Consider the following 13,566-nt stretch of genomic DNA (forward strand, 5'->3'; position numbering starts at 1 on the left):
CTGCCACCTGAAGGAGACAGAATTGGCGAAGAAGAACGTGCTCATCATCGGTGCGGGCGGCGTGGCGCAGGTCACGGCCCACAAGGTCGCGCAATGGGCGGCCGAGTTCGGCGACCTGCATATCGCCAACCGCACGCAGGCCAAGGCCGATGCGATCATCGACAGCCTGCGCGACAAGGGCCACCAGATGCCCTTTACCAGCCACGCGCTGGACGCGATGGATGCGGGCGCGGTCGAGGCGCTGATCCGTCAGGTTGATGCGGGTATCGTCATCAATGTCGGGACGGCCTTCATCAACATGACCGTCCTTGAGGGCTGCATCCGCGCGGGCGCCGCCTATATCGACACCGCGATCCACGAGGATCCGGCCAAGATCTGCGAGACGCCGCCCTGGTATGCCAATTACGAATGGAAGCGCCGCGAGGATGTGGCCAAGGCCGGCATCACCGCCGTTCTGGGCGCGGGCTTCGATCCGGGCGTGGTGAACGCCTATGCCCGTCTGGCCGAGGACGAGTATTTCGACAAGATCGACAGCATCGACATCGTGGACATCAATGCGGGCAGCCATGGCCGCTGGTTCGCCACGAATTTCGACCCCGAGATCAACTTCCGCGAATTCACCGGCACCGTCTATTCCTGGCAGGGCGGCGAGTGGAAGACCAACAAGATGTTCGAGGTCGGTCGCGAATGGGATCTGCCCGTCGTCGGCAAGCGCACCGCCTATCTGTCGGGCCATGACGAGGTTCACAGCCTGGCCGCGCGCTATCCCGATGCGGATGTCCGCTTCTGGATGGGCTTTGGCGAGCATTACATCAACGTCTTCACCGTGCTGCAAAATCTCGGCCTTCTGTCCGAGCAGCCCGTCACCACCGCCGAGGGGCTGGAGGTCGTGCCGCTCAAGGTCGTCAAGGCCGTGCTGCCCGACCCCGCCAGCCTTGCCCCCGATTACGAGGGCAAGACCTGCATCGGCGATCTGGTGAAAGGCACCCGCGACGGCCAGCCCGCCGAGGTGTTCATCTACAACGTCGCCGACCACAAGGAGGCCTTCGTCGAGGTCGGCAGCCAGGGCATCAGCTATACGGCGGGCGTCCCGCCGGTCGCCGCCGCCATCCTGATCGCGCGCGGGCCGTGGGACGTGAAGAAGATGGCCAATGTCGAGGAACTGCCCGCGCGGCCCTTCCTGGAACTTCTGGGCGAGATGGGCCTGCCGACCCGCGTGATCGACGCCCAGGGCGACCGCCCGATCTGATCCGGGCCAAACCCTGACCACCGCATCCGCAGGCGGGCCGGAACAACCGGCCCGCCTGTTGCGTTCGGGGCGCGTATCTCGGGTGCAATCCAGTCGCCCGTGTCTGGGGGACAGCATGGCCGGTCCGGGGCGACATCACTTTCCGCGCATGACGCCTGGTGCAAGGCGCCAGCCGAATTGGGCGATCATCGGCATTTTTCTGGTGCTGGCCTTCGCGGCGGTCGCTGCCGCGCGCGAATTCCTGATGCCCGTCACGATGGCAGTGCTGCTGTTCTTCGTGTTCACGCCCCTGCGGCGACTGGCGCAGAGACGCAGCATCCCTGACGGGGTGACGGCCCTCGGGGTGACGCTGTCGATCCTGCTTGTGGTCAGCGTCATCGCCTATGCGGCCAGCGGCCCGATCTCGCGCGCGATGAACAACATGCCGCTGATCAGCGCCCAGCTGGAACAGAAATTCGAGAACCTGCGCGACAGCGTCAGCGACCTGCGAGACGCCGCCCAACGCATCGAGAATGTCGGTTCGGAAACCGAACTGCCCGTCCCGATCCGCATCGAGCAGGGCGGCGAGACGACGATCGGCATGGTCGCCAAATCCGCGCCGCTGCTTCTGGGCCAGATCATGTTCACGCTGATCCTGCTGTTCTTCATGATGGCCTCGGGCGACCTGCTCTACCTGAAGATCGTGCAGAGCTTCGACCGGATGCGCGACAAGCGCGCCGCCTATCTGGCCCTGCGCGAGATCGAGGGATCGCTTGGCAACTACCTGGGCGCGATCACGTTGATCAATGCGGGGCTGGGTCTGGCCGTGGGTCTGGCGATGTGGGCCTGGGGGATGCCCGCGCCGCTTCTGTTCGGGATCGGCGCCTTCGTGCTGAACTTCATCCCCTATCTCGGCTCGATCGCGGGGGTGATCATCTCGACGCTGGTCGCGCTGATCGTGATGCCGGACCTCTTCTGGCCCCTGATGGTCGGGCTGACCTATCTGGGCCTGACCACGCTGGAGGGTCAGATCATCACGCCCTATTTCGTCTCGCGCAGGTTGCAGATGAACACGGTGGTCGTGTTTCTGGCGGTGGCGCTCTGGGCGTGGCTCTGGTCGGTGATCGGCATGGTGATCGCGGTGCCGGTCCTGGTGGTGATGCGCGTTCTGGCCGAACATGTCCCCGGATGGGAGAAGTTCGGCAATTTCCTCGCCGGAGAAGACCCCCCCGCGCTGGAGGAAGAGACCGAGGAAGAGGCACGCGATCTGATCGAGGCCGGCGCCATGGCCGAGGATCACCAGGCCGCGCGCGCCGCGACCGCCCCCCTGATCCACGAAACCCCGAAAGGCTGAGGGGGCGGGCCGGCGTCGAGCCGCCCCGCCCCCGATCCCTGCGGCATCACCCCGCGGGCAGCGAGGCGCCGACTTCGTTCACGGCGGTCTCGATCTCCTGACAGGTGCCCTCGACCGTGCCGCCCTGACCGGCCACGGCCTCGGCCAGCGTGATCTGCGTATCGCCGATGGCGATGACGCCCTCGGTCCCACGCGCTTCGGCGCTGTCCCCGGCGGCAGCATCGCCAGCGGGGATCATGCCGACCAGACGCGCCTGCACAGCCACGGCCTCGTCGCCGGTAAAGCCCTGTGCCTGGCAATATTTCAGGATGCCCAGCTGGTTGCGCGCGGCTTCATAGGTGGCGGCGGCATCGACCGCCGCGCCCTCGGGGGCCGGGGCGGTCTGCGCTATGGCGGCAGGCGCCGTGAGGCTAACACCCAGAACCAATGCGATATGGCGGATCATGCGATTTCTCCTTTTCCGTCATCCAGGGCGCCAATAGGGCGCCGGGACCGCAACCTAAGCGCGGTGATCGCCGATGACCCGACCCTGCCGCATATTCGGCCAGGACCGGCGAAACCCCGCCGGATCGCTGCCCACCGGCCACGCCAGATCGGCAGGTTCCCACCAAGAGCCGCCTCGACCCGGCTCAAAGCCCTCACATCCGCGCAAGAACAGGTGATCGTTACCCCGCCCCGGGCACCTGTCGGGCAACCGTGAATGAACCCTGGGCGACCGGGTGTGTTGTAGGGGCCAATGCCAACGCAACAGGAGAAATCCCATGCTGAACGCCAAGATGAAATCCGCCATGATCGCTGGCAAGGCCGCCCTTGTCGCCACACTGCTGGGCAGCGCCGCCTATGCGCAGGTCAGCGTGGACACACCGGCCGGCAACACTGTCGACGTGCCCGAAACCGCGCTGGAAGGCCAGGCCTCGGCCGCCACGACGGCCGATACCGGCCATGAGGCGCTGGCACAGGCCGCCAATGACGAGGCGATCCGCAACGCGCTCGAATCGCAGGGCTTCGGCAATGTCCTGATCACCCGCGACGGCACCACGCTGACCGTCACCGCCGACCGCGCGGGCGAAATGGTCGAACTGGTCTACAGCACCGCGACCGGTCGCCTGATCACGGTTGACGGTGTGCCGGTCGGCCCGGACGAGGCCGATTTCGTCGTGATCGACGATCCTGCGACGGCGCCCGCGGATCAGACCCCGCCGGCCGACACAGTCGGAAATGGTGGCACGACCCAGCCCGGCCTGCCCGGCGAAACCGACGGCGGTGAGCCCACGACCATGCCGGACGACGATGCAACCCTGACAGGCCCCGACGCGACGCAGCCGGGTATTCCCGGTGAAACCGATGGCAGCGAGCCTGAAGCAACCATCGGCACCGATGTCAGCGATCCCGGCGCGACGGGCGGCGAGGACGCGGCCGAAGCCGAAGGCATCGCGGATACCGACGGTCAGGACTGACCCAGAAATCCGCTGATGCAAGAGGCCGGGCGAAAGCCCGGCCTCTCTCATGCGTCTCCCGTCTTTGCCTTGGTCCAAATATCCCGGGGTCCGGGGCAGAGCCCCGGCGGCCGCGGGACGCAAGGGCGTCACCGCTATTCGGCAGCCTCGCGGCGGGGCAGAACCCAATCGGGGCGCGGGAAATGGCAGGTATAGCCGTTGGGAAACCGCTCAAGGTAATCCTGATGCTCGGGCTCGGCCTCCCAGAAATCGCCCACCGGCTCGACCTCGGTGACCACCTTGCCCGGCCACAGGCCGGACGCATCGACATCCGCGATCACATCCGCCGCCACTTGGCGCTGCGCCTCGTCCACGACATAGATCGCCGAACGGTAGCTCGGCCCGATATCGTTGCCCTGCCGGTTCGGAGTCGTCGGATCGTGGATCTGAAAGAAGAACTCCAGCAACCGGCGATAGGTGATCATGTCGGGATCGAAGATGATCTCGATCCCCTCGGCATGGGTGCCGTGATTGCGATAGGTCGCGTTTGGGACATCGCCCCCCGTATAGCCTACCCGGGTCGAGATGACGCCGGGCAGCCGCCGGATCAGATCCTGCATCCCCCAGAAGCAGCCCCCGGCCAGAACCGCGCGCTCAGCCATGATGGGCCTCCTCGACCTGCGACAGGTAGTCGCCGTAACCCTCGGCCTCCATCCGGTCCTTCGGCACGAAACGCAGCGAAGCCGAATTGATGCAATAGCGCAGCCCGCCCTGATCGCGCGGCCCGTCGGGGAACACATGCCCCAGATGGCTGTCGCCATGTTTCGACCGCACCTCGATCCGCACCATGCCATGGCTGGTGTCGCGATGCTCGGTCACATTGCCTGCGACGGGCTTGGTGAATGCCGGCCAGCCGCAGCCCGAATTGTATTTCGCGCTGCTGACGAATAGCGGCTCGCCCGAGACGATGTCCACGTAAAGGCCGGGTTCGAAATGGTGATCGTATTCGCCGGTAAAGGCGCGTTCGGTGCCGTTTTCCTGAGTGACGCGATACTGCTCCGGCGTCAGCCGGTCGATCGCCTCCTGCGTTCTGCGATAGCTCAACTGATCCTCCACGGGTGATCTGGCTTGCGTTGCCCTATATGGGGGCCGCCCTCTGCCCGCAAAAGGATGACGCCGCATTCATCAACCGCAAGGCGCTAAAGCGCCGCAACCCCGTCGCGGGCGGCGCGGTATTCCGCCGCCAGCCGGTCCACCAGCACCGCCGCAGGCTCGACCGCCTTGACCGCGCCGATGCCCTGACCCGCGCCCCAGATCGTGGACCACGCCTTGGGCTTGCCGCCGCTTGCGCCGAAATTCATCGCGCTGGCATCGGCGGCGGCCAGATTGTCGGGGTCCAGCCCCGCATTGCGGATCGAGGGCGCGAGGTAATTCCCCGAAACCCCCGTGAACAGCGACGAGGTGACAATGTCCATCGCCCCCGAATCGACGATCATCTGCTTGTATTCGGGCTGGGCATTCGCCTCGGCCGTGGCGATGAACGGGCTGCCGATATAGGCCAGATCCGCCCCCATCACCTGCGCCGCCAGCACCGCGCGCCCGGTTGCGATGGACCCCGACAGCAGCAGGGGTCCGTCGAACCATTCGCGGATCTCCTGGATCAGGGCAAAGGGCGATTGCGGCCCGGCATGGCCCCCCGCGCCCGCCGCCACCGCGATCAGCCCGTCGGCGCCCTTTTCGATGGCCTTCTTCGCAAAGACATTGTTGATCACGTCATGCAGCGCGATGCCGCCGCAATCATGGGCGGCCTGGTTCACCTCGACCCGCGCGCCGAGGGACGTGATCCAGATCGGCACCTTGTGGCGGTGGCAGATCTCGATGTCGCGCTCAAGCCGGGCATTGCTGCGGTGGACGATCTGATTCACGGCAAAGGGCGCTGCAGGCCGGTCGGGGTTCGCCTGGTTGTGGCGGTCCAGTTCTTCGGTGATGCGGGTCAGCCAAGCCTCCAGCAGGGGCGGCTCGCCGTCCTTTTCGCGGGCGTTCAGGGCGGGAAAGCTGCCGACGATGCCCGCCTTGCACTGGGCGATGACCAGTTCCGGCCCCGACACGATGAACATGGGCGAGGCCACGACGGGAATGCGAAGCCGTTTCAGGATATCGGGCAGCATCTGGTTCCTCCCTTGCTTTGGCGCGACGATGCCAACCGCGCCCCCGCGCGACAAGGTGTAACGCAGCGACACGCCGGGCGCGCAAGCGTGTGGCGCTGCGCCACAAGCGGCGCTAGACAGAACGGGCGTTTACCAAGGTGTTGGCCATGATCCGGCGTTTCATTCTTCTTGCTGCCCTGTCGCTAGGCCTGTCGGCGCCTGCCGCTCAGGCGACGACGCTGGATTTCGGGCTGGGCTACAGTCGCGTTCTGGCCGACGAACTGGTCTATGACGGCCCCGACCGGATCAGCCGGCTGACCTGGGACAGCCGCGTGCCGGTCCTGAAGCTGGGCGTGACGCATGACCTGCCGCAGGGCTGGCGGCTTGGCGCTCAGGCGGTTGTCGCGATGGGCGGGGGCGGGTTCATGGCCGATTACGACTGGCTTGAACCCTTTGCCCGAGGCAGCGGGCTGGACGACTGGACGCATCGCTCGCTGCATCCGCGGACCGATCTTCGCAACCATGTCGATCTGGACCTGACCCTTGGCCGCGATGTCGGACAGGTCGCGGGCGCGGTGGTCAGCCTGCATGGCGGGCTGAAATACAGTCAGGCCTCGTGGCGCTCATGGGGCGGGTCCTTCGTCTATTCCTTCGACGATTTCCGCGATGCCGAGTTCGACCTGCCCGACGATCTGCGCGCCATCGATTATCTGCAACGCCACAAGGCGGTCTTTGCCGGGATCGAGGCGCGCCGCGACCTGGGCGGCTGGCAGATGACGGGCCTTCTGCGAGCCGGTGTCAGCGTTCAGCCGCGCGAGGTCGATATCCACTGGCTGCGCGACCTGCGCTTTGATCACTCCATCGACGCGCAGCCCTATCTGGGCCTCGGCCTCGGCGCGAAGCGGACGATTTCCCCGAACACGACCCTGACCGTCGAGGCCGGCTGGCAGCGTTTCTTCGAACGGCGCGGCGATGCGCGGATCACCGACGTGATCGACGGCAGCCTGTTGCAGATCGACCGCGACGGCATCGGAGGAGAGCTGACGTTGTCGCGTCTGGCCGTCAGCCTTCAGCGCCGGTTCTAAGCCGCCCCGCCGCCGCCGACATCACCAAAGCCGCCGTCCCCGCCCGTGTCTGCCGGTAAAGTCCCGCCGCCAGCAGCGCCTGCGCCGCACGCGGGCCGGGCAGGGTCTGGACCTTGCGGCAGCGGGCCAGCGTCTCGCGCGCCTCTGGTGGCAGGTCGGGCTCCAGCGGGGCCAGCGCGCGCAGATTGGCCGCCATCCACTGCCCGAATTCGCCGCGCATCAGCCGCGCCAGCCGGTCGCGCAGGGCGGGCAGCGTGTCGTTGCGCCCGACCGTGCTGCGCGGATGCTGGCGATAAAGCAGCGCCGGGCGCGGATCATGGATCAGCCGCGCGCCATGCGCCGCCATCACCTGATAGGCCCACCAATCATGCGAGACGACCCCCGCCGCCAGCGCATGGGGCGCCGCCTCGCGCAAAAGCCGCGCGGCATCAGCACTGAAGACCGAGGCATTGCCCGCCATCACCGCCTGAACCACCGCATTGCGCAGGCCAAGCGGGCGCAGGAACCGGCGCGACCCGCAGATCGGCCGCAGGGCGGCGTCCGCGATGATCGTGCGCGCGGCGTAATGGACAGGGCCGGCATCGCCCGCCATCGCCTCGGCCGCGCGGGCCAGCTTGTCGGGGAACCACAGATCGTCCTGATCGCAAAAGGCGATGGCCGTGCCCTCTGGCGCATGGGCCAGCGCGGTCAGGAAATTCGCCGTCGGTCCCTGCTGCGGCCCCGCGATCACGCGCACCCGGCCCGGCGGCTGACCGGCGGCGAAATCCGCCACCACGGTCAGCGTGTCGTCGCGCGACCCGTCATCCGAGACGATCAGCGACCAGTCGCGCCAGCCCTGCGCCGCGATCGACTGCAATTGCTGCCCGATATGGGCGCCGCCCTGATAACTGGCCAGAAGGATGGCGATATGCATGATTGGCTCCGTTCTGCGGCCCTTTTCGCCGCTTGGGCCGCGCCGGGCAAGGCTTGTCGGCAGGCGGGAAAGCGCTTCATCTTGCTGCGCCGCCGCGTTAGGTTGCGCCCGTTCGCGCCAACCCAATGAGGTCCCATGAGCCAGCGTCTGCACCTAGTCTTCGGCGGGGAATTGACCGACCCGCAAAGCACCCAGTTCCGCGATACCGACAAGATCCACATGGTCGGCATCTTCCCCAATTACGAAACCGCCTTTGCCGCCTGGAAGGCCGAGGCGCAGCGCACCGTGGACAGCGCCCATACCCGCTATTTCATCGCGCATCTGCACCGCCTGCGCGACGAGGAACGCGAGGTCAGCCCGACCGAGGAACTGGGCGGCTGATGTCCGCCTCGGGGCTGGAAAGCGGCCTCGGACAGCTTGGCCTCTGGCTGCATCTGCGCGGCCGGGGGGCGGGCGGGTCCGGGCTGCCTCCGGTCCCTCCGGGCGCGGGCCCCGCCATCGTCGTCCATGTCGCCCCCGAGGCGGATCACGCCGAACGGCAGGTTCTGCGCCGCATGGTGACGCTGCGCCCCGATCTGAGGATCATCCGCCTGCCGGCGCCTGCGGCGGGACTGGCCGATCCGGGCGACGACCCGGCCCTCATGCGGCAATTGCTGGACACGGCCCGCCCGCAGGCGTTGCTGCTGCTGGGCGCGGGCCTGCCCGTCGCCCTGATCGCCGCCGCCGCCGAACGCCAGATTCCCGTGATCCTGGCCGAGGCCCGGCTGGACCCGCAGCGCAGCGCCTCGGGGTGGAACCTGCGGCAGGCGCTGCGCCGCCAGATGTTGCGCGGCATGGCGCATGTCCTTGTCACCGACCCCGCCAGCGAAGCCGCCGCCCTCAGGATCGGTGTCGCGCGTGAGCGGCTGGACATGACCGGCCCCGTCACCGACATCCGCGAACCCCTGCATTGCAGCGAGGCCGAGCGCGAAGCCCTGGCCGACCTGATGGATGGCCGCCACGCCTGGTTCGCCGCGGGCCTGCCCCCTTCCGAAGAACAGGCCGTGCTGGCCGCGCACGAGGCCGTTCTGCACCATTCCCACCGCGCGCTGCTGATCCTCGCGCCCGGCGATCCGGGCCGCGCCCCCGCCCTGGCCGAACGGGCCGAGGCGATGGGCATGGTCGTCGCCCAACGCGCGCTGGACGAGGAACCCGAACCCGAGATCCAGGTCCTGCTGACCGAGGGCATGACCGAGATGGGCCTTTGGTATCGTCTGGCGCCGGTCAGCTATATGGGCGGCACCCTGTCGGGCGATCTGGCCGCCACCCGCCACCCGTTCGAGGCCGCGGCTCTTGGCTCGGCCGTGGTCCATGGGCCGCGCATCGACCAGCACCCGACCGAATGGCAGCAGCTTGACCGCGCCGGGGCCGCCCGCGCCGTCTCGGGTGCCGAAGGACTGGCGCAGGCCATGGTCGATCTGACCTCGGCGGAACTGGCCGCGACGCTGGCGCATAACGCCTGGTCGGTCAGCACCGGCGGCGCCGATGTCGCCATCCGCATCGCCGACCGCCTGTTCGAGGCCCTGTCGCAGGAAAGCCCCACGCCATGACACGATCCGCATGAGACGCGCCCCCGCCTTCTGGTTCATCCGCCCGCCCGTCCTGCGCGCGCGCCTGCTGGCGCCGCTTGGCGCGCTTTATGCCCGCGCCACCGCCCGGCGGCTGGCCGGGGGCGCAAGGGCGCGGGTCGGGGTGCCGGTGATCTGCGTGGGCAACCTGAATGCGGGCGGCACCGGCAAGACGCCGACCGTGATCCATCTGCAAATGGCGCTGGCCGCACGCGGGGTGGCGGCGCATGTCGTCTCGCGCGGGTATGGCGGCACGGCGACCGGGCCGATGCAGGTCGATGAACGCCGCCACGACGCCGCCGTGACCGGGGACGAGCCGCTGCTGATGGCCGCCTTCGGCCCCGTCTGGGTCTCGCGCGACCGGCTGGCGGGGGCGCGGGCGGCGGTTCAGGCCGGGGCGCAGGCGATCCTGCTGGATGACGGCTTTCAGGACCCGGCGCTGGCGCATGACCTGTCGCTGGTCGTCGTCGATGCGGCCAAGGGCTTCGGCAACGGCCTCTGCCTGCCCGCAGGCCCCCTGCGCGAACCCGTGGCCACGGGGCTGGCGCGCGCCGATCTGCTGGTCTCGATCGGGCCGGATGCCGCGCAGGCGGGCTTTGCCACGCCGCCCGCCGCGCCCCCCCATATCCGGGCCGAGCTGCGCCCGCTTCAGATGGGGTTCGACTGGCGCGGCCACCGGGTTCTGGCTTTTGCCGGAATCGGCCACCCCGAAAAGTTCTTCGCCACCCTGCGCGCGCTTGGCGCCGATCTGGTCCGGTCCGAGGCGCTGGAGGATCACCAGCCCTTTACCCCGGCCCTCTTGACCCGGCTGGAGACCGAGGCCCGGCTGACCCGCGCCCAGCTTGTCACCACCGAAAAGGACGCCGCCCGCCTGCCGCGCGCCTTTCGCCCCAAGGTCATGGCGCTGCCGGTGCGGCTGCATCTGCACGACGCGGCGCCGCTGGATCAGGCGCTGGCGCAGCTCTTTCCGCCCGCCGGACCGGGCGGCGTTTGAAATCCGCGCCGGGATGCCCGATATAGGTCAGGCGCCGAACGGCCCAGCAAGGAGCAACCCATGTCCCGCACCGCCCGCCAGAGGCTCAGTTTCTACCTTCTGGTGCTGCTGACGCTTTACGCCGGTTTCGCGGGCTGAGGGCGGATCATGACGCAACGATTCTCTGGCCGCTTCTCGCCTGCCTCCACGCCGCCCGGCGCGCTGCCGCCCACGCCGCGCCACCCGCATGAGGGGCGCCCGAAATGGGTGACGATCGCGGCCTTTCCGATGGTGCTGGGCGCCTTCTTTCAGAACGCCACCGGCATGGTCACCGACCTTGCGGCCTTTGGTCTGGTCGCCACCGGCATGTGGATGACCCGCGAAGGGCTGGTCGCCCAAGCGGCTTTCGAGGCCCGCCGCGTCGCCCGCGCCCCCGCCTTGCCGCGCAAGATGATCGGCGGGCTGATGGCCGGGTCGGGCCTTGGCCTTGCGGTTCTGGCGCCCGGCCTGACGGCGGATGCCGCGCTGGTGGGCGTCGCGGGCGTGGCCGTGCATCTGCTGGCCTTCGGTGCGGACCCGATGCGCGACAAGCGGGCCGAGGGCGTGGACAGCTTCCAGCAGGACCGCGCCGCCCGCATGATCGCCGAGGCCGAGGGCCACCTCTCCGAGATGCGCGCCGCGATCGAGCGTCTGGGCGACCGCCGCCTGACCGCCCGCGTCGGCATGTTCGAGGCCGCGGTGCATCACCTCTTTGACCGCCTGCGGGAAAATCCGGGCGGGCTGTCCTCGGCCCGGCGCTATCTGGGCGTCTATCTGATGGGTGCGCGCGATGCTTCGGTCCGCTTCGCCGATCTTCAGTCGGTGCGGCAGGACCCCGCCGTCCGCGCCAGTTACGAGGCGTTTCTTGACGAATTGCAGCGCGACTTTCTGGCCCGTGCGGACAAGCTGATGGATGGCGACCGCGAGGCGCTGGACATCGAGATGTCGGTCCTGCGCGAACGCCTGGCCCGCGAGGGGCTGACCGGCGCCGCAACCGCCTTGGCCCCCGAGGATCGCCCCGCCCTGCAAAGCCACGAGGCGCAGACGCTGGACCAGCTTTTGTCGCGCCGCGAAAGGACGCCGCGCGCCTGATGCCCCGCTTCGCGTTCAAGGTCGAATATGACGGCGCGCCCTTTGCCGGATGGCAGGCGCAGGCCGACCGCGCTTCTGTTCAGGGCGCCATCGAAGCTGCCTTGGCGCGGCTGGACTCCGGTTTCGCGGCAGGTGCCCGGATCGCCGCCGCCGGGCGCACCGATGCGGGTGTCCATGCGACGGGGCAGGTCGCCCATGCCGATCTGGCCCGCGACTGGGACCCCTTTCGTCTGGCCGAGGCGCTGAACTGGCACCTCAAGCCCCAGCCCGTCGCGATCCTGACGGCGGCGCGCGTGGATGACGATTTCCACGCCCGCTTTTCCGCGACCGAGCGGCGCTATCTGTTCCGCCTGCTGGCGCGTCGGGCGCCCGCGACCCATGACCGGGGGCTGGTCTGGCAGGTGCAGAACCCGCTGAACCTGGAGGCGATGCGGCAGGGCGCGGCGCATCTGGTGGGCGCGCATGATTTCACGACGTTCCGGTCCTCGATCTGTCAGGCGAAAAGCCCGCTGAAGACGCTGGACGAGATCACGATCGACGAGATCGCCGTGCCGCAGGGGCGCGAATACCGCTTTTCGCTGCGCGCCCGGTCCTTCCTGCACAATCAGGTGCGATCCATCGTCGGGACGCTGGAACGGGTGGGGGCGGGGTCATGGCCGCCCGAACGCGTGGCCGATGCGCTGGCGGCGCGCGACCGTGCGGCCTGCGGGCCGGTCTGCCCGCCGCAAGGGCTGTACCTGACCGGCGTGGCCTATCCAATGGATCCGTTCGGGGAAGACGCCTAGCGGCGGCCGCGACGGCGCGGGCGTTCGTCGCGGCGCGAGATGACGATCTTCAGCGTGGTCCACAGGATCCACAGATCCAGCCCCATGCTGCGATGGCGCTGATAGATCAGGTCGATCTTCAGCTTGGCGGGCAGGCAGCGGCGGTAATAGGCGGCCTCGGTCGCCTCGGCGGATTTGCAGCCGGCAAGGATGCGGTCCTCGTGGCGGTGATAGATCAGCGTGGCCAGCCCGGTGACGCCGGGCCGCGAATGCAGCACCTGACCATAGACGGCGGGAAAACGCTCGACATATTCGCGCAAGGGGGGGCGGGGTCCGACAAAGCTCATGTCGCCGCGCAGGATGTTGAAAAGCTGCGGCAATTCGTCGATCCTCGACCGGCGCAGGACGCGCCCGATCCGGGTGATGCGCCAGTGCTTGTGCGCGCCGGTGGCGCCGCCATCCTCGTCCGAGGCAATCATCGTGCGGAACTTCAGCTGGGTGAAGGGCTGGTTCGGCCCCCGCATCCGGTGCGCGGAGTAAAGGATCGGGCGGCCCTGCGCGACCAGCAGCAGAAGCGCCACAACCATCATCACGATGGACAGCGGAACCAGCAGGATCAGCGCAAAGACGATGTCGAAGACGCGTTTGGACCGCGGCATGGGATCGACGCCGGGCGCCGTCGCCTCGCCCATGAACCACGCCATGCGGGGCGCGGTCAGGGCCGCGAGCTCGGCGGAGTCGGTCTTGTCCCAGTCATGGTGGATCGTCACGAAACCGCCCGCATTCTGCCATGCTCTTGTCGGCGCTAGCATATCCGGGGGGGAATGAAAACCGCCGCAAGCCCGGATGCGCAAACACTTGCGCGTGCATGGCACATCCGCCACTCTTGCGGGCAAGCGAGCATCACAAAAGACGGGACCCAAGTCGC

The 13,566-nt window shown here is 68.3% G+C and carries 15 protein-coding genes; 9 read left to right on the forward strand and 6 right to left on the reverse strand.

The genetic code is table 11. The annotated features are described in order from the left end of the window. Nucleotides 1-22: 22 nt before the first annotated feature. Both ACTZWU_RS02600 and ACTZWU_RS02605 read left to right on the forward strand, forming a co-directional pair. On the forward strand, nucleotides 23-1,249 hold the full coding sequence (locus tag ACTZWU_RS02600) for a saccharopine dehydrogenase NADP-binding domain-containing protein (RefSeq protein ID WP_444735786.1): 1,227 nt from the start codon (nucleotides 23-25) through the stop codon (nucleotides 1,247-1,249). 148 nt (nucleotides 1,250-1,397) lie between these two features. Continuing rightward, on the forward strand, nucleotides 1,398-2,582 hold the full coding sequence (locus tag ACTZWU_RS02605; protein WP_444735787.1) for an AI-2E family transporter: 1,185 nt from the start codon (nucleotides 1,398-1,400) through the stop codon (nucleotides 2,580-2,582). A gap of 46 nt (nucleotides 2,583-2,628) precedes the next feature. Here ACTZWU_RS02605 and ACTZWU_RS02610 read toward each other — a convergent pair whose 3' ends face one another. Then, complete coding sequence (locus tag ACTZWU_RS02610) at nucleotides 2,629-3,027, reverse strand: pore-forming ESAT-6 family protein (RefSeq protein ID WP_444735788.1); 399 nt, start codon at nucleotides 3,025-3,027, stop codon at nucleotides 2,629-2,631. Between the two features lie 316 nt (nucleotides 3,028-3,343). On the opposite strand from ACTZWU_RS02610, the gene ACTZWU_RS02615 reads away from it, so the two are divergent. Then, nucleotides 3,344-4,039, forward strand: a complete 696-nt coding sequence (locus tag ACTZWU_RS02615) for a hypothetical protein (protein WP_444735789.1) — start codon at nucleotides 3,344-3,346, stop codon at nucleotides 4,037-4,039. A gap of 134 nt (nucleotides 4,040-4,173) precedes the next feature. Here ACTZWU_RS02615 and msrA read toward each other — a convergent pair whose 3' ends face one another. The 3 genes from msrA to ACTZWU_RS02630 all read right to left on the reverse strand — a co-directional run bounded on the left by msrA (nucleotide 4,174) and on the right by ACTZWU_RS02630 (nucleotide 6,186). Further along, a complete protein-coding gene (msrA, locus tag ACTZWU_RS02620; RefSeq protein WP_444735790.1) occupies nucleotides 4,174-4,680 on the reverse strand; it encodes a peptide-methionine (S)-S-oxide reductase MsrA in 507 nt (168 codons plus the stop codon). Then, complete coding sequence (msrB, locus tag ACTZWU_RS02625) at nucleotides 4,673-5,122, reverse strand: peptide-methionine (R)-S-oxide reductase MsrB (RefSeq protein WP_444735791.1); 450 nt, start codon at nucleotides 5,120-5,122, stop codon at nucleotides 4,673-4,675. Before msrB ends, msrA begins: the two co-directional genes overlap by 8 nt. 95 nt (nucleotides 5,123-5,217) lie before the next feature. Further along, entirely contained in the window at nucleotides 5,218-6,186 is a 969-nt protein-coding gene (locus ACTZWU_RS02630; RefSeq protein ID WP_444735792.1) for an NAD(P)H-dependent flavin oxidoreductase, read from the reverse strand. 146 nt (nucleotides 6,187-6,332) lie between these two features. Here ACTZWU_RS02630 and ACTZWU_RS02635 point away from each other — a divergent pair, with 146 nt between their 5' ends. After that, on the forward strand, nucleotides 6,333-7,250 hold the full coding sequence (locus tag ACTZWU_RS02635) for an omptin family outer membrane protease (protein ID WP_444735793.1): 918 nt from the start codon (nucleotides 6,333-6,335) through the stop codon (nucleotides 7,248-7,250). Here ACTZWU_RS02635 and ACTZWU_RS02640 read toward each other — a convergent pair. Next, the gene (locus ACTZWU_RS02640) at nucleotides 7,228-8,163 is read right to left on the reverse strand and encodes a glycosyltransferase (protein WP_444735794.1); all 936 of its coding nucleotides are present in this window, start codon (nucleotides 8,161-8,163) and stop codon (nucleotides 7,228-7,230) included. The two genes, ACTZWU_RS02635 and ACTZWU_RS02640, sit on opposite strands and share 23 nt — an antisense overlap. Before the next feature lie 135 nt (nucleotides 8,164-8,298). On the opposite strand from ACTZWU_RS02640, the gene ACTZWU_RS02645 reads away from it, so the two are divergent. From ACTZWU_RS02645 to truA, 5 genes are all read left to right on the forward strand, one after another. Continuing rightward, on the forward strand, nucleotides 8,299-8,544 hold the full coding sequence (locus tag ACTZWU_RS02645; RefSeq protein WP_444735795.1) for a DUF4170 domain-containing protein: 246 nt from the start codon (nucleotides 8,299-8,301) through the stop codon (nucleotides 8,542-8,544). Next, nucleotides 8,544-9,752, forward strand: coding sequence for a 3-deoxy-D-manno-octulosonic acid transferase (locus ACTZWU_RS02650; protein WP_444735796.1), 1,209 nt, complete (start codon nucleotides 8,544-8,546; stop codon nucleotides 9,750-9,752). Before ACTZWU_RS02645 ends, ACTZWU_RS02650 begins: the two co-directional genes overlap by 1 nt. A 10-nt stretch (nucleotides 9,753-9,762) precedes the next feature. Then, nucleotides 9,763-10,764, forward strand: coding sequence for a tetraacyldisaccharide 4'-kinase (gene lpxK, locus ACTZWU_RS02655; RefSeq protein ID WP_444735797.1), 1,002 nt, complete (start codon nucleotides 9,763-9,765; stop codon nucleotides 10,762-10,764). Between the two features lie 147 nt (nucleotides 10,765-10,911). Further along, nucleotides 10,912-11,874, forward strand: coding sequence for a 5-bromo-4-chloroindolyl phosphate hydrolysis family protein (locus ACTZWU_RS02660; RefSeq protein ID WP_444735798.1), 963 nt, complete (start codon nucleotides 10,912-10,914; stop codon nucleotides 11,872-11,874). After that, the gene (gene truA, locus ACTZWU_RS02665) at nucleotides 11,874-12,659 is read left to right on the forward strand and encodes a tRNA pseudouridine(38-40) synthase TruA (RefSeq protein ID WP_444735799.1); all 786 of its coding nucleotides are present in this window, start codon (nucleotides 11,874-11,876) and stop codon (nucleotides 12,657-12,659) included. The genes ACTZWU_RS02660 and truA overlap by 1 nt, the downstream gene beginning before the upstream one ends. On the opposite strand, the gene ACTZWU_RS02670 is transcribed toward truA, so the two are convergent. Continuing rightward, nucleotides 12,656-13,450, reverse strand: a complete 795-nt coding sequence (locus ACTZWU_RS02670; protein ID WP_444735800.1) for a sugar transferase — start codon at nucleotides 13,448-13,450, stop codon at nucleotides 12,656-12,658. The two genes, truA and ACTZWU_RS02670, sit on opposite strands and share 4 nt — an antisense overlap. Between the last annotated feature and the right edge of the window lie 116 nt (nucleotides 13,451-13,566).

It is taken from the genome of Paracoccus sp. NSM (genome assembly GCF_052379855.1).
Taxonomy (GTDB): Bacteria; Pseudomonadota; Alphaproteobacteria; order Rhodobacterales; family Rhodobacteraceae; genus Paracoccus.

Excerpts from the sequence above, each read along its gene's own strand:
- ACTZWU_RS02605 (WP_444735787.1), top strand. The coding sequence starts at position 1,398 with ATGACGCCTGGTGCAAGGCGCCAGCCGAATTGGGCGATCATCGGCATT.
- ACTZWU_RS02610 (WP_444735788.1), bottom strand. The coding sequence starts at position 3,027 with ATGATCCGCCATATCGCATTGGTTCTGGGTGTTAGCCTCACGGCGCCT.
- ACTZWU_RS02615 (WP_444735789.1), top strand. The coding sequence starts at position 3,344 with ATGCTGAACGCCAAGATGAAATCCGCCATGATCGCTGGCAAGGCCGCC.
- msrA (WP_444735790.1), bottom strand. The coding sequence starts at position 4,680 with ATGGCTGAGCGCGCGGTTCTGGCCGGGGGCTGCTTCTGGGGGATGCAG.
- ACTZWU_RS02630 (WP_444735792.1), bottom strand. The coding sequence starts at position 6,186 with ATGCTGCCCGATATCCTGAAACGGCTTCGCATTCCCGTCGTGGCCTCG.
- ACTZWU_RS02635 (WP_444735793.1), top strand. The coding sequence starts at position 6,333 with ATGATCCGGCGTTTCATTCTTCTTGCTGCCCTGTCGCTAGGCCTGTCG.
- ACTZWU_RS02640 (WP_444735794.1), bottom strand. The coding sequence starts at position 8,163 with ATGCATATCGCCATCCTTCTGGCCAGTTATCAGGGCGGCGCCCATATC.
- ACTZWU_RS02645 (WP_444735795.1), top strand. The coding sequence starts at position 8,299 with ATGAGCCAGCGTCTGCACCTAGTCTTCGGCGGGGAATTGACCGACCCG.
- ACTZWU_RS02650 (WP_444735796.1), top strand. The coding sequence starts at position 8,544 with ATGTCCGCCTCGGGGCTGGAAAGCGGCCTCGGACAGCTTGGCCTCTGG.
- lpxK (WP_444735797.1), top strand. The coding sequence starts at position 9,763 with ATGAGACGCGCCCCCGCCTTCTGGTTCATCCGCCCGCCCGTCCTGCGC.
- ACTZWU_RS02660 (WP_444735798.1), top strand. The coding sequence starts at position 10,912 with ATGACGCAACGATTCTCTGGCCGCTTCTCGCCTGCCTCCACGCCGCCC.
- truA (WP_444735799.1), top strand. The coding sequence starts at position 11,874 with ATGCCCCGCTTCGCGTTCAAGGTCGAATATGACGGCGCGCCCTTTGCC.
- ACTZWU_RS02670 (WP_444735800.1), bottom strand. The coding sequence starts at position 13,450 with ATGCTAGCGCCGACAAGAGCATGGCAGAATGCGGGCGGTTTCGTGACG.